The organism is Pseudomonas sp. MDV22-iso1 (genome assembly GCF_058145095.1).
Genome location: NZ_JBYVMF010000005.1, coordinates 121,478 through 142,725, shown reverse-complemented (window position 1 = coordinate 142,725; position 21,248 = coordinate 121,478). Strand labels below are relative to the sequence as shown.

Sequence of the window (21,248 nt, the reverse complement as noted above, 5' to 3'; positions counted from 1 at the left end):
TTTTATGCAGCACTAGTTGATGCGCCCACGGTCGCGGTTTGAGCAGCCCATTCAGCAATCTGATGGAGCGTGGGTCGGCCCGGGTCCTTCGCTACACTCGACAGATCTTTCCCGGAACAACAAGGCTGTTTGCTATGCAAAATCGCATGATGATCACTGGTGCAGGCTCGGGCTTGGGTCGCGAAATCGCGCTGCGCTGGGCGCGTGAAGGCTGGCAACTGGCCTTGTCGGATGTCAGCGAGCCCGGCCTGCAGGAAACGTTGAAGCTGGTTCGTGAAGCCGGTGGCGATGGGTTTACCCAGCGCTGTGATGTGCGCGACTACAGTCAGCTGACGGCATTCGCCCAGGCCTGTGAAGAGAAGCTCGGCGGTATCGACGTCATCGTCAACAACGCTGGCGTGGCGTCGGGCGGGTTCTTCAACGAGCTGTCCCTTGAGGACTGGGACTGGCAGATCGCGATCAATCTGATGGGCGTGGTCAAAGGCTGCAAGGCATTCCTGCCGTTGCTGGAAGTCAGCAAAGGCAAGATTATCAACATCGCCTCGATGGCCGCGCTGATGCAAGGCCCTGCCATGAGCAACTACAACGTGGCAAAGGCCGGCGTCGTGGCGTTGTCGGAGAGCCTGCTGATCGAACTGGCACAGCAGGAGATAGGGGTTCACGTGGTATGCCCGTCGTTTTTCCAGACCAACCTGCTGGATTCGTTCCGTGGCCCGACGCCTGCCATGAAAGCGCAGGTCGGCAAGCTGCTGGAAAGTTCGCCGATCACGGCTGCCGACATTGCTGACTACATCTATCAGCAGGTCGCGGCCGGCGAATTCATGATTCTGCCCCACGAACAAGGCCGTATGGCGTGGGCGATCAAGCAGAAAAACCCGCAACTGCTCTACAACGAAATGACCGTGATGGCCGATAAAATGCGCGCCAAGGCCAAGCAAACCGCAGGCTGAACTTGCCCGAATGCTATGCCGTCGCTAGGGTGGCCGCCATCGGTCATCCTCGCGAGACATGCACATGCTCAATTATTTGTGGTTCTTTCTCGCCGCGCTGTTCGAAATCGCAGGCTGCTTTGCTTTCTGGATGTGGCTGCGCCAAGGCAAAAGCGCTTGGTGGGTGGTACCGGCACTGCTCAGCTTGACGCTGTTCGCGCTTTTACTGACCCGTGTCGAAGCGACCTACGCCGGCCGCGCCTATGCCGCCTACGGTGGCATCTACATCATTGCTTCGATTGGCTGGCTCGCCGTGGTCGAACGGATTCGTCCACTGAGCTCGGACTGGATCGGCGTGGCGCTGTGCGTCATCGGCGCGACCGTCATCCTTTTCGGGCCGCGCTTCTCCGCTTCCTGAAGGAATAATCCTGCATTTTTCCGTTTTGTAAGAATTTTCTGAAGGTGTGGTTCGCTTGAGGTTGTAGGGCATGACTGTATTTCCTACACCGCATTGAAGACCTGTCGCGGGCGGGGCATCTTCGAGGTCCAGTCATTTTGAAGGCCCCCCCATGCTAGTGCTCAGTCGCGTTGTCCCCGAGTTGATCGCCATTGGCGACACCATTTCCATACGCATACTGGCCGTCAATGGCGACAGCGTACGAATCGGGGTCGAGGCACCCAGGTGCGTGACGGTCCATCGCGCCGAAATCTACGAGCGTATTCAATCTGAAAAAAGAGACAAGAAGTGATCATCGCCGCGGCACGGGCCGCGGGATGATGATCGTTCTTGCTCCCCTGCATTTCAGTCGAACAAATGCTTGGGCACATCATGCTTGAGCATCAACTGGCACTGCTCGCTCTCAGGGTCGAAAACAATCAGTGCCTGGCCCTTGGTCAGCGCCTGCCTGACACGTAAAACCCGTGTTTCCAGTGGGGTGTCGTCACCGTTATCGGTGCCGTCGCGGGTCACGAAGTCTTCGATCAGGCGAGTCAGGGTGTCGACTTCAAGTTGGTCGTAGGGAATCAGCATAGTCACCTCGGCAAAAACAATGTCGCGATGCTACGGCTGTTATCAACACACCACCAGCGTTCGCGCTAGCTATCGTTACGCTGCCCCACCAGGCTGTCCACCGACGGCACCCGCGTGTCGCTTTCCATCTGCGTCTCGTGTTCGATCTGATGACTGAACCGGTCCAGCGAACCCTTGGCCGGTTGCGCATCGCTGGCGAACACCGGCGGGCTGAGGATGTAGGCACCGAGCAGGCGGCTGAGGGCGGCCAGGCTGTCGATGTGGGTCCGTTCGTAGCCATGGGTGGCGTCGCAGCCGAAGGCGAGCAGGGCGGTGCGAATGTCGTGACCGGCAGTGACGGCCGAGTGGGCATCGCTGAAGTAATAGCGAAACAGGTCGCGCCGCGCGGGCAGTTCGTTGTCACTGGCCAATCGCAACAGATGTCGGGACAAGTGATAGTCATACGGCCCGCCCGAATCCTGCATCGCCACACTGACAGCGTGTTCGCTGGAGTGCTGCCCGGGAGCGACGGGCGCGATGTCGATGCCGACGAATTCACTGACGTCCCACGGCAATGCCGCCGCAGCACCGCTGCCGGTTTCTTCGGTGATGGTGAACAGCGGATGGCAGTCGATCATCAGCTCTTCGCCACTGTCGACAATAGCCTTGAGTGCCGCCAGCAGCGCGGCAACGCCGGCTTTATCGTCGAGATGACGGGCGCTGATGTGCCCGCTTTCAGTGAATTCAGGCAACGGGTCGAAGGCCACGAAATCACCGACACTGATGCCCAGCGAATCGCAATCGGCACGGGTGGCGCAGTAGGCGTCGAGGCGTAATTCGATGTGGTCCCAGCTAATCGGCATTTCATCGACCGCGGTGTTGAAGGCGTGCCCGGAAGCCATCAGCGGCAACACACTGCCACGGATCACTCCGTTGTCGGTAAACAGGCTGACCCGACTACCCTCGGCAAATCGGCTGGACCAGCAGCCGACCGGCGCCAGAGTCAGGCGCCCGTTATCTTTCACCGCACGGACGGCCGCGCCAATGGTGTCCAGGTGCGCGGAGACCGCTCGGTCCGGGCTGTTTTTCCTGCCCTTGAGCGTGGCGCGAATGGTCCCGCGGCGAGTCATTTCAAAGGGAATGCCCAGCTCTTCAAGGCGCTCGGCGACGTAGCGCACGATGGTGTCGGTAAAACCGGTGGGGCTTGGAATGGCGAGCATTTCAAGCAGGACTTTTTGCAGGTAGTTGAGATCTGGTTCGGGGATTTTGCTGGTCATGGAAACTCCTGATGAGTAAAGAACATCGATGGTTTCGATGAAGTGATTGGAAGGGACCAAGCCCGGTGTAGCAGCTGCCGAGGCACGAGGCTGCGTTGGGCTGCGCAGCGGCCCCAAAGGGCGGTCCTGCGGACACGCAACGCAGCCTCGTGCCTCGGCAGCTGCTACACCTGCTAAGACGCAGCGGGCTGGCTGTGCGGAAAAAGCAAATCCACAAACCGCTCTGCCGTCGGCTGCGGCTCATGGTTGGCCAGCCCGGCACGCTCATTGGCTTCAATGAACACATACTCAGGCTGATCCGCCGCCGTCACCATCAGGTCCAGCCCTACCATCGGGATGTCCAGCGCTCGTGCAGCCCGCACGGCGGCATCAACCAGTGTCGGGTGAAGGATCGCCGTGACGTCCTCAAGAACGCCGCCTGTATGAAGATTCGCCGTACGCCGTACGAACAGATGTTCGCCCGCCGGCAGAATGCTGCTGTAGTCGTAACCCGCCGCTTGCAACGTGCGTTCGGTTTCATGATCCAGCGGGATTTTGCTTTCGCCGCTGGTCGCTGCCTGACGTCGCCGACTCTGGGCTTCGATCAACGCACCGATGGAATGCTGACCGTCACCCACCACTTCGGCCGGGCGCCGAATTGCGGCCGCAACGACCTCAAAACCGATCACCAGGATCCGCAGGTCAAGGCCTTCGTGGAAGCTTTCCAGCAACACCCGACTGTCAAACTGGCGCGCCGATTCGATGGCTTGCTGTACGTCCTCAATGCTTTGCAAATCTACCGCCACGCCTTGACCCTGCTCGCCATCCAGCGGCTTGACGACCACCCGTGAGTGCTCGTCAAGGAACGCCAGATTGTCATCCGCGTTGCCGGCCAGTTGTTGGGAGGGCAAGTTCAGTCCGGCAGCTTTAAGCACCTTGTGGGTGAGGCTTTTATCCTGGCAAAGGCTCATGCTGATGGCGCTGGTAAGGTCGCTCAGGGACTCGCGGCAACGCACTCGACGACCACCATGAATGAGCGTGAACATCCCGGCGTCGGCGTCATCGACCTGTACTTCGATGCCACGGCGATGAGCTTCCTCGACGATGATTCGCGCATACGGATTGAAGTCGGCTTCAGGGCCCGGGCCCAGAAACAGCGGCTGATTGATGCCGTTCTTGCGTTTGATGGCGAAGGTCGAGAGGTTGCGAAAACCGAGCTTGGCGTAAAGACTTTTCGCCTGCCGATTGTCATGCAACACCGACAAGTCCAGGTAACTCAGCCCACGACTCATGAAGTGCTCGATCAAGTGCCGCACCAGCACTTCACCTACACCGGGCCGCGAGCATTGCGGGTCCACGGCGAGGCACCACAGGCTGCTGCCATTTTCCGGATCGTTGAATGCCTTGTGATGATTGAGGCCCATGACACTGCCGATGATCGCGCCGCTGTCTTCATCTTCGGCCAGCCAGTACACCGGGCCGCCCAGATGTCGCGGGGTCAGCAAACTGGCATCGATCGGCAGCATTCCGCGCGCCTGGTACAGATGATTGATCGCCTGCCAGTCCGAGTCGCTCTGGGCCCGACGGATGCGAAAACCGCGAAATACGCGCGTGGACGGGCGGTAATCGCTGAACCACAGGCGCAGGGTGTCGGAGGGATCCAGAAACAGCTGCGCAGGCTCCAACCCCAATATCTGCTGAGGCGCGGCAACGTACAGCGCAATATCGCGCTCACCGGGCTTTTCGTTGAGCAGTTCCTGAGCAAGGCTCGCCGGGTCCGCAAAGGTGTGGCCGATCAGCAGTCGGCCCCAGCCGCAATGCACCGCGATCGGCGCAGCGCCGAGCTCACTGCCGTCTTCGGCCAGGCGCGCTTGCAAACGTTCATAGGAAGGAGCCTGACCGCGCAACAAGCGTTGGCTATAAGCCGTGGCGTGGGGTTTCATCGATCAGATTCCTTGTTCACTGAGCCACAGGTTCAGCGCCGCCAGTTGCCACAGCTTGGAGCCGCGTAACGGGGTCAGCTGGCCTTGCGGATCGGTCAGCAGGCGGTCAAGCATCGCCGGGTTGAACAGGCCGCGATCCTGGCTTGGATCAAGCAGCAACTCACGCACCCAGTTCAACGTATCGCCCTGCAGATGCTTGAGGCCGGGCACCGGGAAATAACCTTTCTTGCGGTCGATGACTTCACTTGGAATGACCAGTCGCGCCGCTTCTTTCAAGACTTGCTTGCCACCGTCCGGCAGTTTGAATTTGCCCGGCACACGTGCCGACAATTCCACCAGTCGATAGTCCAGGAAGGGGGTTCGTGCTTCCAGGCCCCACGCCATGGTCATGTTGTCGACGCGTTTGACCGGGTCATCCACCAGCATCACGGTGCTGTCCAGACGCAGCGCTTTGTCCACCGCTGCGTCGGCGCCCGGCTGTGCGAAATGTTCCTTCACGAAGTCGCCGGCAGCGTCATTCGCCGTCAGCCATTTCGGTTGCACGGTGGCGGCGTAGTCGTCGTAACTGCGGTCGAAGAACGCGTCGCGATAAGCGGCGTACGGATCGGCTGCACCGTCGACCTGCGGGTACCAGTGATAACCGGCGAACAGTTCGTCCGCACCCTGGCCGCTTTGCACCACCTTGCAGTGCTTGGCGACTTCCCGGGACAGCAGGTAAAAGGCGATGCAATCGTGGCTGACCATCGGCTCGCTCATGGCACGAAATGCCGCTGGCAATTGCTCGATGATCTCTTTTTCGTCAATTCGCAGTTGGTGATGTTGGGTGCCGTAATGCTTGGCGATCAGGTCCGAATACTGAAACTCGTCACCACGCTCGCCGCCGGCATCCTGGAACCCGATGGAAAAGGTCGACAGGTTTTCCACGCCGACTTCACGCAGCAGGCCCACGAGCATGCTCGAATCCACACCACCGGACAGCAGGACACCCACGTCAACCGCCGCACGCTGGCGAATGGCGACAGCATCACGCGTGCTGTCCAGCACTCGGTCGCGCCAGTCTTCGAGCGTCAGGTTCATCTCATCGGCGTGTGGGCCGTAGGGCAGGGTCCACCAGGTTTTCTGCTCGGTGGTGCCATCGGCTTCAACGCGCATCCAGGTGGCTGGTGGCAGTTTTTCGATGCCCGCCAGCAGGGTACGCGGCGCTGGAACCACCGCGTGGAAGTTCAAGTAGTGATTGAGCGCCACCGGATCAAGGATCGGATTGATATCACCACCTTTGAGCAGTGCCGGCAGTGCCGAGGCGAAGCGCAGGCGCTGGCCGGTGCGCGACAGGTACAACGGCTTCACGCCCAGACGGTCGCGGGCGATGAACAAGCGTTTAGCGTCGCGTTCCCAGATGGCGAAGGCGAACATGCCGTTGAGTTTCGGTAGCAGCGCTTCACCCCAGGCGTGATAGCCCTTGAGCAACACCTCGGTATCACCGCCGGAATAAAAGGCGTAGCCGAGGCCTTCGAGTTCGGTGCGCAGCTCGGGAAAATTGTAAATCGCGCCATTAAAGGCCAGGGACAAGCCCAACTGGTTGTCGATCATCGGCTGCGCCGAGCCGTCGGACAGGTCCATGATTTTCAGGCGACGGTGGCCCAGGGCAATCGGCCCCTGGCTGTGAAAGCCCCACGCGTCAGGGCCGCGAGGTGCCAGGTGATGGGTGATTCGTTCAACGGCTGCAAGGTCCGCAGGTTGATGATCAAAGCGTAACTCGCCAGCTAATCCGCACATAAAGTCCTTACCGGTTTTTCCGTTGGGGAGGGTCTATCGATACCGCAACAAAAGTGCGGGTACTCAGAAACTGACCCGAGCGATTCGCGGGAGTTTTAGATCGATAAGTTATAAGCGGGTATTGGCTGACGAATGGTGCGCGCTGCACGAGTGTGCATTGGCGGGGCGGTAATTATTGATCTGATGCATAGGAGTAGTTGCTTGAAAGCCCGGAAATTCAACCCGGTATTCGCGTTTTTAATTGCCTGACGAGCTTAATAGACTGAAGCCTTCTCAATGCAATAAGGATATTGCACATGCTGTCTACATCCGACGTGACGCTTGCGGCCACGACGTTTACCCCCGCGCAACGCAGCGCTGCTTTTGTCGATCATACTGCCGATCTGGACAAGGCCGAGGTACTGCAAAAAAACATCCCGACCTGGCTGGCCAATGCCGACCTTGCGGTGGTGCAGGGTCTGAAAGCGGCGGTTGAGCAAAGTGATTTCACTTATACCAGGGCCGCAGCGGTGCTCGAGAGGCTCAAGCCGCTGGACGTGTTCTGCAAGGAGCAATTGACCCTTTTTCTCAAGAGCAAATGGACTGTCGATTTCGATGTTGAGCGGGACACCCTGGAGATCGTTAAAAGATCGATAATAGGCATTGGTGCGCCGTTCCCTGTCAGCTTCCAGGAAAAATTCAGCACCACTTCTCGCAGCCTGCTGCACGCGGCCATGGAGAACTTCACCCTTGAGGAATCCAGCAGCGGCGGCATCCCAAAAGACTCGTTGATACGAATCAATGGACAAGCCCAGACCGGTGCGGCGATTACCCCGACCAAATTCGCGCTGATTTGTCGCGAGCTTGACCTCGGTGCGCGTTATCAGCGCCATATCGCCGAGGTATTGGCATTGCCGGCCACGTCTGCAAGCAGTGCAAACGCCTCAGCGGCCGACATCCGGCAGTTGAAGCTGCTTGATCTGAAAATCGCCGTTCATATCGCCTACCTGAAAAAGCACATCACCGAAGCCGTTTACACAATGATGCTGAGCGTCATTGCACAAAAACTCCCTGCGGCACAAACCAAAGGCGCCGTCTTCGACGGTGCGTCGGTAATCTGGCAAGGCTTGATGATCGATGATGCATGCATCTGCGGGGCGCTCGTGTTCACCAAAGCCTCGATCGACACCGCGCCGAAGGCGAAATGCGTGGTGTACCTGCCGAACGACCCCGAGCGACCGCTGTATGAATACGCCTCGCTGGATGACTTCAAGGCTTACCTCTCTCGTCAGTTGAAAACCAAAGCCTACAGGGCGTACTTCGCCAGCCAATTCCTTCCCGGGCACGATAAATCCGATTTTTTTACTGCATTTGACGAAGACAAAGTACTGGGCACGCTTGTCGCGACACCCGCGGACTGTGTTGCTGATTTCTTCTTCGGCGCATTCATCAGCAAGACCCAGCGAGATGCCCGGGTTCTCGCGGTCACGACCGAAGAAGTGGACGAGGTACAACGGGAAAAAACCGTTCAGAGGCTGATCGATGGCGGTCTTCTGTTCTTGAACGCAGCCTCTTTTTTCGTACCGGTACTGGGCGAATTGATGATGGCTGTGGCAGTCATCGACATTGTCAGCGAGGTCTATGAAGGTGTGCAGGACTGGGCGCACGGCGAGCCGCACAAAGCGTTGTCGCATTTGCTGAATGTTGTCGAGAACATTGCGCAGATGGCGGCGTTCGCGGCGGCCGGCAAAGTGGCGTCAGCCGCCTTGCGTCGGGTGGCGAAAGAGCAAGCGGCGTTCTTTGATGGGTTCGAAGCAGTGACGCGCGCCGATGGTAAACAAAGGCTGTGGAAGCCAGATCTTGAGCCTTATCAGCAGACATTGGCGCTACCGGAAACAGTGCAGCCGGATGCGAAGGGCATTTACAAGCACGGCGGGCACACCTCTGTCGTCATGGAGGATAAGGTCTATCGTGTCACTCATAACGCTGAGAAATATGCGTGGCAGGTAAACCACCCAGTACGCCATGACGCATTCGCGCCAGCCATTGAACGAAGCGTCGAAGGCGGCTGGCGGCATGTGCATGAGCACGCGCTTGAGTGGCCGAGCAGTGGGTATGCGTTGAAACGTACAGATCCCCGTTTAAATGGTTTTTCCGACAGTGACCTGACAAAAATCGCCGATGTTGTAGGTTTGTCGCCTGCCGAGCTTCACCGATTGCATCTGGGCAATCTGGATTTGCCACCACGGCTATATGATTGCGTCGAACGCTTCAAACTGAATCGGCGCATCACTGCAGTGGTGTTGGCCATGGAACGTGGCGATACCGCGAGCACCGATTTTCTGCAGGCGCAGCTGCATACATTGCCAAGGCTGTCCGGCTGGCCTGAAGAAAGATTCATCCAGGTGCTCGATGCGGACGGCGCAGTCGTTTCTCGCTTTCCTGAGGGGGCTGCAAAAAGTAGCGACGACGTTAACAGCGTGGACGTTACCCAAGCGCAACTGAATGCAGGGAAGTTGTTGGATACTGTGATCGATGGTCTTTATTCGAAACAAGTTGAGGCCATTGTCGGCAAAGGGACGACCGATTCGCAATCAACGTTGCTGGCCAGAAAGATTGCGTCATCCGTTAAAAGTAATCGCCAACCACTGTTCGAGTGGCTCTACAAAGCCTATGACGGCGAAGCCACGGGAGATGTTGCGACATTGCGTGAGCACGCTGCCGACATTCCCACCCGGGTAGCTCGCAAGTTGCTTGACGAAGCGAGTCAACGAGATCGTGTGTTTTTTCGCGACCGCAAGTTCCCGGGATTTGATTTATCGGAGCAGGTCAGCGAGGCACAGCGTTCGCTCAGGCTGGACCGTGCACTCACCGGACTGCATTTTCCAGAGCTGGCCAATGCCGATACGAACACGCTGAGCCTCAGGCTGCTGGATCGCGTGCAAGGTTGGGAGACGGGTTATCGACTGGAGTTGCGAGAAGGGTCAACCACCGGAAAGTTGCTGGACAGTGTCGGTTCCGCAGATGCGCCGTTGAGCGGGGTCATCATCAAAACGCCGACGGGCTATCAGGTCAACCGGGGGACCGGCACGTTGATAGCCGACAAAGCAAGCGCCACGCTCGGCGAATCGATATTCCACGCACTGCCTGCAGCCCGACGCATCCGCATGGGGCTTACAGGTGCCGATGACGTTAATGTGACCTTACTGCGCGAGCGCCTGGGCTCGGCTGCCACGGCGGACCGCGCACGCACCGCTCGGGTATTGCGAGGTGAGCACAGCGAGGTCCCCGAACACCTTTCTTCCTGTGGGATCCAGGCTGACCCTGCCGAGGCGACCGTCTACGAAAAAGCCTTGATTCGTAAAGTTCGAAAGCTGTACCCGCTGTTCACCGATGCCCAGGTTTCAGCCTTTCTTGATGACGCGGGCACTACCCACACGTTGCGGTTAAATCGAATCAAGGCACTGGAGCAGCAGTTGGAGAAATTGCGTGGAGTGCTGCAGACCTGGAGCAACGACCAGGTGGAGATGAAGAAGCTACCGGGACAGTTCAATGATGTGCGCGTCAGCCGTCGCCAGATAGCTCAAACCATCGAAAACTGCTGGCGTCGGGTAACTGCGCCGCGAACACCGCGGGATCAGCCTGTAACGCTCAAAATCGAGCGCAACTTCGCTGGTCAACTGCCGGCGCTGACCGAACACGACGTCGCTCATGTGCGCAGCCTCATCATCAGAGACATGAACGCAGGTGATGAGCTGGCGTACTTCCTGAGGCCCTTCAAAAATCTTGTCAGGTTGGAACTGGATGGCAATCAACTGACACGACTGCCTGAAGCAGTGTCACACATGCCCGACCTTGAGCATTTGATCTTGAACCGCAACAAATTGGCATTGACCGAACATACCCTCAAAAAACTAGGCGATATGCGCAAGTTGCGTTCGCTCGGGTTGAGCGGTAACCGGTTGGGAGCCACGGTGGATGTCAGCAAAATGCTGGATCTGCAAGCCCTGTTCCTCGGCGACACCCATGCCACGGAGTTACCTGTGGGGCTTGCCCGATTGCCTTACCTGGACATGGTGGATTTGCGCGGTAACGACATTCAAGAACTGCCCGCGTGGTTGTTCGATGTTCCGCGGCGATTCGCCCGAAGGATCAATTTGCGGCACAACCCATTGTCCGCAGCGAGCCGTACGAAGCTTGAAACTTATCGTGGCAATACCGGCATCGGGATGGGCTTTCTTGAAGATGATCATGCGGTGATCAACGAGCAAAAAGCTCGAGAACTGTGGATGCCTGATAGTCGCGAAGAACTTTACGCCAGTCGTAATCGCACATGGGTTGCACTGAAGAACGAACCCGGGTCCGACGGTTTTTTCAGATTGCTGGCCGAGGTGGGAAGCACCGCCGATAATCGCTATGTGCATGAGGACATGAGTGATCGGGTCTGGAGAGTTATCGAGGCGGCCAAGGCTGACTCGATGTTGCGCGATCAGCTATTACCGATGGCGGTCAAAAGTAATTGCGTTGATTCGGCGGCGACCATTTTCAGTAACCTTGAAGTCACCGTCGACATCGACACGTTGGTTCGCCAGTCCGCCAATACTCATGATCAGGCTGCCCGGCTACTCAAATTGGGACGGCGCCTGTTTCGCCAGGATTATCTCGCCAAGCTCGCCCGGGATAATGTGTTGGCCAACCCCAAACGCGATCCCGTGGAAGTGGAATTGGCCTATCGCACCGGCCTGGCCGACAAGCTCGAGCTTATCGGCCAGCCCAGGCATATGCGCTATGCATCGCTGAGTGGCGTTAACACGGCGGACCTGAATGCTGCCTACAACAAGGTCATTGCTGCCGAAGCGACTTCCGAACTGTCAGCTGACTTGAGCAACCGCGAGTTCTGGGGGAAATTTTTGCGTGAGCAACATGGCAAGAAATTCACCGACCTTGCCGCTCCCTTTCAGGAGCGAGTACAGACGGCCTTTGAAAACGAGGCGACGTTGGGAACAGGGCTTCGTGCGCATGTCGACGGCATCGCCGATGAGCTGAAGCTGGCTGAAACAGGTCTGTTGAAACGCCTCACCGAGCAAGCCATGGAAGCAGAAAAAATGAAGACCTGTTTCATTCTGGATTAAGCGCCTCAAGCCTTGCCGCGGATCAATCGCCGCAAGGCAAAGCGGTTTGGATGACAGGCTTCGGCCACGGTTCTGGGCAATGGCAGGGGTTCAGCGTCGAGCCAGGCCGCTAGTAATTCGCCTGAAATCGGTGCAGTGATCAACCCTCTTGAGCCGTGGCCGCTGTTGACATACAAGCCGTTCAGCCAGGGGCAAGGGATGTCCGGGATTTTCCGGGCGTCCTTGCTCAAGGCACTGTAGGCGTCGGTGAACGCCTCGGCATCCGCCAGCGGGCCGACAATCGGCAGGTAATCCGGGCTGGTGCAGCGAAAGGCGGCGCGACCTTCGAGCGCTTCTGGTTGCAGGGTGTCCGCGCCGAGACGTGTAATCAGGTCTGGCGAAATTTCTTCGAGCATCTTCAGGTTGCCGGCATGCTCGGCGGCGGTAGGTGTCAGGTCATCGTTGTGGAAATCGAAACTGGCCCCCAGCGTGTGTTCACCCAGGCGAGCGGGTGCGACGTAGCCTTCGGCGCAGACCACCGTGCTCAAACTGCTGCTTGCAGAGGTCTGGGATAAACGGGTGATCTGTCCGCGAATCCGTTTGAGGGGCAGGTCGGCGCTGTAGGGGAAACGCTTGATCTCGGCGGCGCCGGCCAGCACCACCACCGGTGCCTCGGCCAACAAGGTATCGCCATCCCAGGCTTGCCACTGGCCGTCTGTGCGGCGCAGCTCCAGTACATCGTTATGGGTCTGGACCTGTATGTTCGGATGCGCGGCTTGCCATTCGCACAGGGCGGGTGGGTGCACCCAACCTCCTTCGGGGTAAAACAGGCCTCCGGATTGCAACGCGATGCCGGCGCGAAGCTCACAGTGCTCCCGATCCAGCGTGTGCAATAAATTGTCAGGAAAGGCAGCAGCCAGCTGCGCTTGTCGTTCTGCTTCCTTGGCATTGAACGCCAGCTGCAGTACCCCGCAGTCATCCCAATCGACGCCCCGTTGCAAATGTTCAAGCAGACGTCGGGTGTGGCCGAAGCCGCTCAATATCAATTGCGACAGTGCGGTGCCGTGGGCGGAAAGCTTGAGGTACAACACGCCTTGGGGATTGCCCGAGGCCTCTCGAGCCAGCGCATCGTGGCGCTCCAAAAGGCTGACCTGCCAACCCCTCGCCGCGAGGCTGGCGGCGCTGGCACAACCGGCCAGGCCGGCGCCGATCACCAGGGCACGACGCTCGCCAGTCGGCGGCGCCGGACGAGCAAACCAGGGCTTGGCGGTCTCCGGTGCCGGAGCATCTTGCGGCCAACCGAGGAAGGTGCCCCGCAGGATTTCCCACTTGTGTCCAATGCCAGGGGTGCGCTTCATTTTGAAGCCTGCGGCATTTAACAGCCGACGTACCCAACCGGTGCTGGTGAAGGTGCTGATGGTCGAGTCAGGCGCTGCCAGGCGGGCCAATTGTGCAAACAGTTCGGCGGTCCACATGTCGGGGTTTTTCGCCGGAGCAAAGCCGTCGAGAAACCAGGCATCGATCTGTGCGTCCAGTTGTGGCAGTTGCTCCAGGGCATCGCCGATCAGCAGGGTCAGGGTGACGCGGCCGTTATCCAGCACCAGACGCTGGAACCCTTGATGGATCGCCACGTACTGGGCCAGCAATTGATCGGCAAAGGGCTTGAGCTGCGGCCATAACGCCAGTGCGCGTTGCAGATCGGGCAAGCTCAAGGGGTACTTTTCGACGCTGACAAAATGCAACCGCGCACCCGCCACCGCGTGCTGCTCGAACAGTTGCCAGGCACATAAAAAATTCAGCCCGGTGCCGAAACCGGTCTCACCGATCACTAATCGACCGCCAACCGGCAGCGCGGCAAAACGCTCTTGCAGACGGTTTTGCTCGAGGAATACGTAACGTGTTTCGTCCAGTCCCGACAGATCGGAAAAATACACATCATCGAACACCCGCGAACGCGGGAGTCCCTGGTCGTCCCAATCGAGCTGGGCGTGGGGCAATACAGGTTTCATGGCAGGCTCGGCAACGGCAAGGCGGCCATTCTAACTGATCGTCAGCGCACTGCCTGATGCATGACAATGGAGCTGCGCAAGAGCTGCCAAGCGAAGCGGAGGCTGCGATCTCTTGATCTCGTTTTAAAGATCAAGATCAAAAGATCGCAGCCTCTGCTTCGCTTGGCAGCTCTTACTCCGCTAGTCTTGCTCAATCTGGAAAGGGAGCCATCCATGTTCGAATCTGCCGAAATTGGTCACGCCATCGATAAAGAAACCTATGACGCCGAAGTGCCGGCCTTGCGTGAAGCCTTGCTCGACGCTCAGTTCGAACTTCAACAGCAATGCCGGTTTCCGGTCATCGTCCTGATCAACGGCATCGAAGGGGCCGGCAAGGGGGAGACCGTCAAGCTGCTGAACGAATGGATGGACCCGCGCCTGATCGAGGTCCGTACCTTTGATCAGCAAACCGACGAGGAACTGGCACGCCCGCCCGCCTGGCGTTACTGGCGGATGCTTCCGGCCAAAGGCCGCATGGGGGTTTTTTTCGGCAACTGGTACAGCCAGATGTTGCAGGACCGTGTTCACGGGCTGATTAAAGACCCAAGGCTCGACCAAGGCATCAACGCTGTCGAACGACTGGAGCAGATGCTCTGCGATGAAGGCGCGCTGATCTTCAAATTCTGGTTTCACCTGTCCAAAAAACAAATGAACGCGCGCCTCAAAGCCCTGGCGGATGATCCGCTGCACAGCTGGCGCATCAGCCCGCTGGATTGGCAGCAATCGAAGACGTACGACAAATTCGTAAAATACGGCGAGCGCGTGTTGCGTCGCACCAGTCGTGACTACGCGCCCTGGCATGTGATCGAAGGCGTTGACCCGCATTACCGCAGCTTGACGGTGGGCAGGATTCTGCTTGAGGGCCTGCAAAACGCTCTGAAACGTCAGACGATTCACCCCGATAAAGTCAGCGCCGCACCGTTGCCGCTGAGTGTCGATCATTTGAACCTGCTCGACAGCCTGGATTTGACGCAGCATCTGGAAAAGGACGATTACGAGGAGCAGCTGATTACCGAGCAAGCCCGATTCTCCGGGCTGATGCGTGACAAACGCATGCGCCGCCATGCCTTGGTGGCTGTGTTCGAAGGCAATGATGCGGCGGGCAAGGGCGGTGCGATTCGCCGCGTTGCGGCAGCGCTCGATCCACGTCAATACAGCATCGTGCCGATTGCCGCGCCAACTGAAGAGGAGCGGGCACAACCCTATTTGTGGCGTTTCTGGCGGCACATCCCGGCCAAGGGCAAGTTCACCGTATTTGATCGTTCGTGGTACGGCCGAGTACTGGTGGAGCGTGTCGAAGAGTTCTGCCCGCCGGCGGACTGGTTGCGGGCCTACAGCGAAATCAATGATTTCGAAGAGCAGCTCACCGACGCCGGAGTGATCGTGGTCAAATTCTGGCTGTCCATCGACAAGCAGACGCAACTGGAGCGCTTTCAGGCCCGGGAAGAGATTCCATTCAAACGCTTCAAGATCACCGAAGACGACTGGCGCAACCGCGAAAAATGGGACGCCTACCGCGCGGCAGTTGGCGACATGGTCGACCGCACCAGCACCGAGATCGCGCCCTGGACCTTGGTGGAAGCCAATGACAAGCGCTGGGCCCGGGTCAAAGTCTTGCGCACGATCAATCTGGCGCTGGAAGAAGCCTTCGAAAAGTCGGACAAGAAGGCAAAGAAACACAAGGATTGAGTCGATGGCTGCGCATACGCGAGGTGAATGATTGTCGCAGTCGGTGAAGGGGTGGACTTATGCTCAGTCCACTCTCAACCGACAACAACAATGAGGTATGCCATGCGTGAAGTGGTGATCGTCGACAGCGTGCGGACCGGCCTGGCCAAATCCTTTCGCGGAAAATTCAACCAGACCCGTCCCGACGACATGGCGGCCCATTGCGTCAATGCGCTGCTGGCCCGCTCAGGCATTGATCCGGCCAGTGTCGAGGACTGTATTGTCGGCGCCGGATCAAACGAAGGTGCCCAAGGGTTCAATATTGGACGCAACGTCGCCGTGCTGTCCCGTCTGGGCATAGGCACTGCCGGCATGACCCTCAATCGCTTCTGTTCGTCTGGCTTGCAGGCGATCGCCATCGCCGCCAACCAGATCGCTTCGGGTTGCAGCGACATCATCGTCGCCGGTGGTGTCGAGTCGATCAGCCTGACCATGAAAAGTGTCAACACCGACAACCTGATCAATCCGCTACTGAAAGAGCAGGTACCGGGGATTTATTTTCCGATGGGCCAAACCGCCGAGATCGTCGCTCGTCGATACAACGTCAGCCGCGAAGAGCAGGACCGGTATGCGTTGCAGAGCCAGCTGCGCACCGCCCAGGCTCAGGCTGCGGGATTGTTCGATGACGAAATCGTGTCGATGGCGGTGAAATACCGCGTTGAAGACAAGGCGACCGGCCAGGTGCAGATACTCGACGGCATCGTCGATCGTGACGATTGCAATCGCCCGGATACCACGCTGGAAAGCCTGGCCGGGCTGAAGCCGGTATTTGCCGAAGACGGTTCGGTAACCGCGGGCAATTCTTCACAGCTCTCCGACGGCGCTTCGATGACTCTGGTGATGAGCCTGGAAAAAGCGCTGGAACTTGGGCTCAAACCCAAAGCCTTCTTCCGTGGTTTTACCGTCGCCGGGTGCGAGCCTGACGAGATGGGCATCGGCCCGGTTTTTTCGGTGCCTAAATTGCTCAAGGCCAAGGGTTTGCAGATCGCCGACATTGATCTGTGGGAACTCAACGAAGCGTTTGCGTCACAGTGCCTGTACAGCCGTAACCGGCTGGAAATCGACAACGAAAAATACAACGTCAACGGCGGCTCGATTTCCATCGGCCATCCTTTCGGTATGACCGGGTCGCGTCAGGTCGGGCATGTGGTGCGTGAGTTGCAGCGGCGTAAACTGCGTTACGGCGTTGTGACCATGTGCGTGGGTGGCGGGATGGGCGCGACGGGGTTGTTTGAGGCGGTGCTTTGAGTCTCGAAAGATTTGTGTTGCCTGCTCAATAGCCATCGCGAGCAGGCTCACTCCTACAGGGATTTGGTGTGCGCCGATGATCCAGTGTGGGAGCCGAGCTTGGTCTGGGCGGCATTCCGACGATGGCAGCGCCCCGGTCTACCGCCTGGCACTTAAATTCTGCATCCGCTCGATATACGCCTGAATCTCCCGCGCCGCTTGCTCGGGGTTTTCGAACGGCCCTTCCTGGGTGTTTTCCCGGGTACTGAAATACAACTCCCCATTGATTCGACATATCCGGTCGCTGCGAAAGTGCGTAGCGGGGGCGTTGTCCTGGGCGCGCATGCCGTACATGGAGTTCTCCTGACGCTGTATTCCTGTGGGCGGATCCAATCAGCTTATGTCTGAACCTGTTGAAGCGCCCGACCATCTGATCGACGGCTTAGGCCCGTCAAACGAAACGACCTGCACAGTTGCATTCGCGGCCGGGGGGTAACTGTCCCTGTGTGCGGTCAGGCGTTGCGCCTAGAATGACGGTCTCGCCAATTGGCTTCGGGGTTCGCATGCACATTTCATCGGGTCGCTGGGTATACGGTCTGTTTCTCGCCTTGCTGACCGCAGTGCTGTGGGGAATCCTGCCGATCAAGCTCAAGCAAGTGCTGCAGGTGATGGATCCGGTCACAGTCACCTGGTTTCGCCTGGCGGTTTCCGGCGGATGCCTGTTCATTTATCTCGCGGCAACCAGACGCCTGCCGAGCTACAAAGTGCTCGGTCCCCGCGGTGGGTGGTTGGTGTTAATGGCCGTGCTCGGCCTCGTCGGCAACTATGTGCTGTATTTGATGGGGCTTAACCTGCTCAGCCCGGGCACTGCGCAGTTGGTCGTACAGATGGGGCCAATCATGTTGTTGATCGCCAGCCTGTTTGTGTTCAAGGAACGCTTTAGCGTGGGGCAGGGGATTGGCCTGCTGGTACTGCTGATCGGTTTTGCATTGTTTTTTAACCAGCGTTTGAGTGAATTGCTCACTTCCCTGACGGATTACACGGCCGGCGTACTACTGGTGTTGTTGGCGTCCACGGTCTGGACGTTTTATGCCTTGGGGCAAAAACAGCTGCTGACGGTGTGGAATTCGTTGCAGGTGATGATGGTGATCTACCTGTTTTGCGCGGCATTGCTGACACCCTGGGTGCATCCGCTGGAAGTAATGCAACTGACGCCGCTGCAAGGATGGCTGTTGCTGGCGTGCTGCATGAATACCCTGATTGCCTATGGCGCATTTGCCGAGGCGTTGGCCCATTGGGAAGCGTCGCGGGTCAGTGCGACCCTGGCGATTACACCCCTGGTGACCTTTGTCGCGGTGGCGTTCGCGGCCTGGATGTGGCCGGAGTATGTGCACGCTGAAACGATCAATGGCCTGGGGTATGGCGGGGCGGTGCTGGTAGTGCTGGGCTCGGCGCTGGTGGCGTTGGGACCTTCGTTGATCGCAGGACTGAAAGCGCGGCGGGTGCGGATGGCGGTGGATCGTTAGACCGCGTCATCGTTCATCGCGGGCAAGCCTTGCTCCCACAGAGATATGCGATCACCTGTGGGAGCGGGCTTGCCCGCGATGACTGACCGTCAGACGCCTGAAATCTTACCCCTTGGCACCCGCCTCCAGCATATTCTCCGGCCGCACCCAGGCATCAAACTCTTCATCCGTTAGATAACCCAGCTGCAGCGCTGCCTCACGCAAGGTCAGGCCCTCGCTGTAAGCCTTCTTGGCAATTTCCGCCGATTTGTCATAGCCGATGTGCGGATTGAGCGCCGTCACCAACATCAAACCACGCTCCAGATGTTCAGCCATTTTCGCCGCATCCGGCTCAAGGCCCGCAATGCAGTGCTGCTGGAAGTTGCTGCAGCCATCGCCCAGCAGGCGAATCGATTGCAGCAGGTTGTGGATGATCACCGGTTTAAACACGTTTAGCTGCAAGTGGCCCTGGCTCGCGGCGAAACCGATCGCCACGTCGTTGCCCATGACCTGACACGCCAGCATCGACAACGCTTCGCACTGGGTCGGATTGACCTTGCCGGGCATGATCGAGCTCCCGGGTTCGTTGGCGGGCAGTTTGACTTCGGCAAAACCGGCTCTCGGCCCTGAACTCAGGAGGCGCAAGTCGTTGGCGATTTTCATCAGGGTGACCGCGAGGGTCTTCAGCGCGCCGGACAGCGTGGTCAGCGGCTCATGGCCGGCCAGTGCGGCAAATTTATTGGGAGCGGTGACGAACGGCAAACCGGAGAGGGCCGCAAGTTCAGCGGCGATGGCTTCGCCGAAACCGTGCGGCGAATTCAAACCGGTGCCGACGGCCGTGCCGCCCTGTGCCAGTTCGCAGACGGCCGGCAGCGCGCCGCGGATCGCTCGTTCGGCGTAATCCAGCTGGGCGATGAATGCCGAGATTTCCTGGCCGAAGGTGATCGGCGTGGCGTCCATCATGTGTGTCCGGCCAGTCTTGACCAGCTTCATGTGGCGCGCGGCCAGCTCGGCCAGACCGCCAGACAGTTCACTGATGGCTGGTAACAAATGCTGCTGCACGGCCTGGGCTGCCGCAATGTGCATGGCCGTAGGGAAGCAATCGTTGGAACTCTGGGAGCGGTTAACGTGATCGTTGGGATGCACGGGGGATTTGCCACCGCGCGGATTGCCGGCCAGCTCATTGGCACGTCCGGCGATCACTTCGTTGACGTTCATGTTGCTCTGGGTGCCACTGCCGGTCTGCCAGACCACCAGGGGAAATTGATCATCATGGCTACCATCGAGCACTTCGTCGGCGGCCTGTTCGATCAGGCGGGCAATGTCGGCAGGCACGTCGCCATTACGGTCATTGACCCGAGAAGCGGCTTTCTTGATCAGGGCCAGGGCGTGCAGCACCGCCAGCGGCATGCGTTCAGTGCCAATGGCAAAGTTGATCAGCGAGCGTTGCGTCTGAGCGCCCCAATAGGCTTCATCCGGGACTTCAACCTGGCCAAGGCTGTCGGTTTCGATACGGCTCATCATGCACACTCCTGTAGGTCTGATAGCGCAGTTTAGGCCGTGATCGTCCGCCGTGGTTCCATCCGTCTCGAATTTGCCTGTTAAACCCCTCTAAATAAGGCCCCACAAGGCTTGGGGTTGAGTGACACACTTTTTTAGGCGCAGAATGGACGCCCTTGGGGTTTTACCTCGCCTGCTAGAAAAGGAAACTCGATGACTCGTCTTCGTGCCATCTGTACCGCGGTTGCACTGGTTTGCGCCAGCGGCCCTGTTTTTGCCGATACCGCCAGCCACAACGCCAGTGCCGAGGCTTTCCTGACCCTGGCGCACGCTGACAAATTGGGCACTCCGGTGTACATGCAAGTGCAGCAAATGTTCGCTCAGCGCTTTGAACAAACCAAAGCACCTGAATCGAAAAAAGCGCTGCTGGAAACCTATCAGGCCAAGGCCAACGCTGCGCTTGACCAAGCCATTGGCTGGAACAAGCTGAAGCCGGACATGGTCAAGCTCTACACCACCAACTTCAGTGAATCCGAGCTCAAGGACCTGGTAGCGTTCTACAAGTCCCCACTGGGCAAGAAAGTCCTGGAAAAAATGCCTCAGCTGACTCAGCAATCGGCTCAGATGACTCAGGCCAAGCTGGAAAGCGCGGTGCCTGTGGTCAACAAGCTGCTGGCTGACATGACGGCCGAGCTGGAGCCTAAAGGCGCCGCTCCTGCCAAGAAAAAGCCGTAAGCGGAGTTCGGTATGAGCATGCAACAACGCATTGAGTCGACGCTGGGCCTGTTACAGCCCGAGCACTTGCAGGTGCTGGATGAAAGCCACATGCACAGTCGCGGGTTGCAAACCCACTTCAAGGCAGTGGTGGTCAGTCAGCAGTTCGAAGGGCTCAACAGAGTCAAGCGTCACCAGAAGGTCTACGGCACGCTCGGCGAGCTGATGGGCGAATTTCATGCGTTGGCGCTGCATACCTATACGCCTGAAGAATGGGCACAGATCGACGCGGCCCCGGCTTCGCCGACCTGTGCGGGCGGCAGCAAGCATTGAAGTGAGGGCTGAGGGACGTTGTGATGAAGGCTTTTGTGGCGAGGGGATTCATCCCCGATAGGCTGCGAAGCAGTCGAAAGATCGCAGCATTCGGTGTTTCGGAACTGTTGTGATATCGAAATTCAGGACTGCTTCGCAGCCCAACGGGGATAAATCCCCCCGCCACAGAGATTGATGACAGTCCTAAAAC

At 58.5% G+C, this 21,248-nt stretch carries 16 protein-coding genes; 9 read left to right on the top strand and 7 right to left on the bottom strand.

The window, feature by feature from the left end:
- Positions 1–134 precede the first annotated feature (134 nt).
- From AC3ZVB_RS08485 to csrA, 3 genes are all read left to right on the top strand, one after another.
- Positions 135–950 (top strand): SDR family oxidoreductase, encoded by an 816-nt coding sequence (locus AC3ZVB_RS08485; protein WP_194692991.1) that lies wholly within the window; start codon positions 135–137, stop codon positions 948–950.
- A 64-nt stretch (positions 951–1,014) separates the two neighbouring features.
- Entirely contained in the window at positions 1,015–1,347 is a 333-nt protein-coding gene (locus tag AC3ZVB_RS08480; RefSeq protein WP_162436383.1) for a YnfA family protein, read from the top strand.
- 151 nt (positions 1,348–1,498) lie between these two features.
- Complete coding sequence (gene csrA / locus AC3ZVB_RS08475) at positions 1,499–1,678, top strand: carbon storage regulator CsrA (RefSeq protein WP_194692990.1); 180 nt, start codon at positions 1,499–1,501, stop codon at positions 1,676–1,678.
- Between the two features lie 53 nt (positions 1,679–1,731).
- Here csrA and AC3ZVB_RS08470 read toward each other — a convergent pair whose 3' ends face one another.
- From AC3ZVB_RS08470 to AC3ZVB_RS08455, 4 genes are all read right to left on the bottom strand, one after another.
- The gene (locus AC3ZVB_RS08470; RefSeq protein WP_007945785.1) at positions 1,732–1,959 is read right to left on the bottom strand and encodes a YheU family protein; all 228 of its coding nucleotides are present in this window, start codon (positions 1,957–1,959) and stop codon (positions 1,732–1,734) included.
- A 65-nt stretch (positions 1,960–2,024) separates the two neighbouring features.
- Positions 2,025–3,215, bottom strand: coding sequence for an osmoprotectant NAGGN system M42 family peptidase (locus AC3ZVB_RS08465; protein ID WP_162436381.1), 1,191 nt, complete (start codon positions 3,213–3,215; stop codon positions 2,025–2,027).
- Between the two features lie 173 nt (positions 3,216–3,388).
- On the bottom strand, positions 3,389–5,137 hold the full coding sequence (ngg, locus tag AC3ZVB_RS08460) for an N-acetylglutaminylglutamine synthetase (RefSeq protein ID WP_490146291.1): 1,749 nt from the start codon (positions 5,135–5,137) through the stop codon (positions 3,389–3,391).
- A 3-nt stretch (positions 5,138–5,140) separates the two neighbouring features.
- Complete coding sequence (locus tag AC3ZVB_RS08455; RefSeq protein ID WP_162436379.1) at positions 5,141–6,913, bottom strand: N-acetylglutaminylglutamine amidotransferase; 1,773 nt, start codon at positions 6,911–6,913, stop codon at positions 5,141–5,143.
- A 296-nt stretch (positions 6,914–7,209) separates the two neighbouring features.
- Here AC3ZVB_RS08455 and AC3ZVB_RS08450 point away from each other — a divergent pair, with 296 nt between their 5' ends.
- Positions 7,210–12,024: an NEL-type E3 ubiquitin ligase domain-containing protein gene (locus AC3ZVB_RS08450; protein WP_490146355.1), complete on the top strand. Its 4,815-nt coding sequence runs from the start codon at positions 7,210–7,212 to the stop codon at positions 12,022–12,024.
- A 5-nt stretch (positions 12,025–12,029) separates the two neighbouring features.
- On the opposite strand, the gene mnmC is transcribed toward AC3ZVB_RS08450, so the two are convergent.
- Positions 12,030–14,012 carry a bifunctional tRNA (5-methylaminomethyl-2-thiouridine)(34)-methyltransferase MnmC2/FAD-dependent 5-carboxymethylaminomethyl-2-thiouridine(34) oxidoreductase MnmC1 gene (gene mnmC / locus AC3ZVB_RS08445; protein WP_490146290.1) on the bottom strand — a complete coding sequence of 661 codons (1,983 nt, stop codon included), beginning with the start codon at positions 14,010–14,012 and terminating at the stop codon, positions 12,030–12,032.
- Positions 14,013–14,225: 213 nt separating this feature from the next.
- On the opposite strand from mnmC, the gene pap reads away from it, so the two are divergent.
- A complete protein-coding gene (gene pap / locus AC3ZVB_RS08440) occupies positions 14,226–15,740 on the top strand; it encodes a polyphosphate:AMP phosphotransferase (RefSeq protein ID WP_490146289.1) in 1,515 nt (504 codons plus the stop codon).
- A 102-nt stretch (positions 15,741–15,842) separates the two neighbouring features.
- Positions 15,843–17,027: a thiolase family protein gene (locus AC3ZVB_RS08435; protein WP_490146288.1), complete on the top strand. Its 1,185-nt coding sequence runs from the start codon at positions 15,843–15,845 to the stop codon at positions 17,025–17,027.
- Between the two features lie 138 nt (positions 17,028–17,165).
- Here AC3ZVB_RS08435 and AC3ZVB_RS08430 read toward each other — a convergent pair whose 3' ends face one another.
- A complete protein-coding gene (locus AC3ZVB_RS08430; protein ID WP_162436374.1) occupies positions 17,166–17,360 on the bottom strand; it encodes a DUF6316 family protein in 195 nt (64 codons plus the stop codon).
- 209 nt (positions 17,361–17,569) lie between these two features.
- On the opposite strand from AC3ZVB_RS08430, the gene AC3ZVB_RS08425 reads away from it, so the two are divergent.
- On the top strand, positions 17,570–18,532 hold the full coding sequence (locus AC3ZVB_RS08425) for a DMT family transporter (protein ID WP_162436373.1): 963 nt from the start codon (positions 17,570–17,572) through the stop codon (positions 18,530–18,532).
- A 105-nt stretch (positions 18,533–18,637) separates the two neighbouring features.
- On the opposite strand, the gene AC3ZVB_RS08420 is transcribed toward AC3ZVB_RS08425, so the two are convergent.
- Positions 18,638–20,032: a class II fumarate hydratase gene (locus AC3ZVB_RS08420; protein WP_490146287.1), complete on the bottom strand. Its 1,395-nt coding sequence runs from the start codon at positions 20,030–20,032 to the stop codon at positions 18,638–18,640.
- A 192-nt stretch (positions 20,033–20,224) separates the two neighbouring features.
- Between AC3ZVB_RS08420 and AC3ZVB_RS08415 the strand changes: the two genes are divergently transcribed.
- Positions 20,225–20,746: a DUF2059 domain-containing protein gene (locus tag AC3ZVB_RS08415; protein ID WP_064676461.1), complete on the top strand. Its 522-nt coding sequence runs from the start codon at positions 20,225–20,227 to the stop codon at positions 20,744–20,746.
- 12 nt (positions 20,747–20,758) lie between these two features.
- On the top strand, positions 20,759–21,058 hold the full coding sequence (locus tag AC3ZVB_RS08410) for a BolA family protein (protein WP_014337210.1): 300 nt from the start codon (positions 20,759–20,761) through the stop codon (positions 21,056–21,058).
- Positions 21,059–21,248 lie beyond the last annotated feature (190 nt).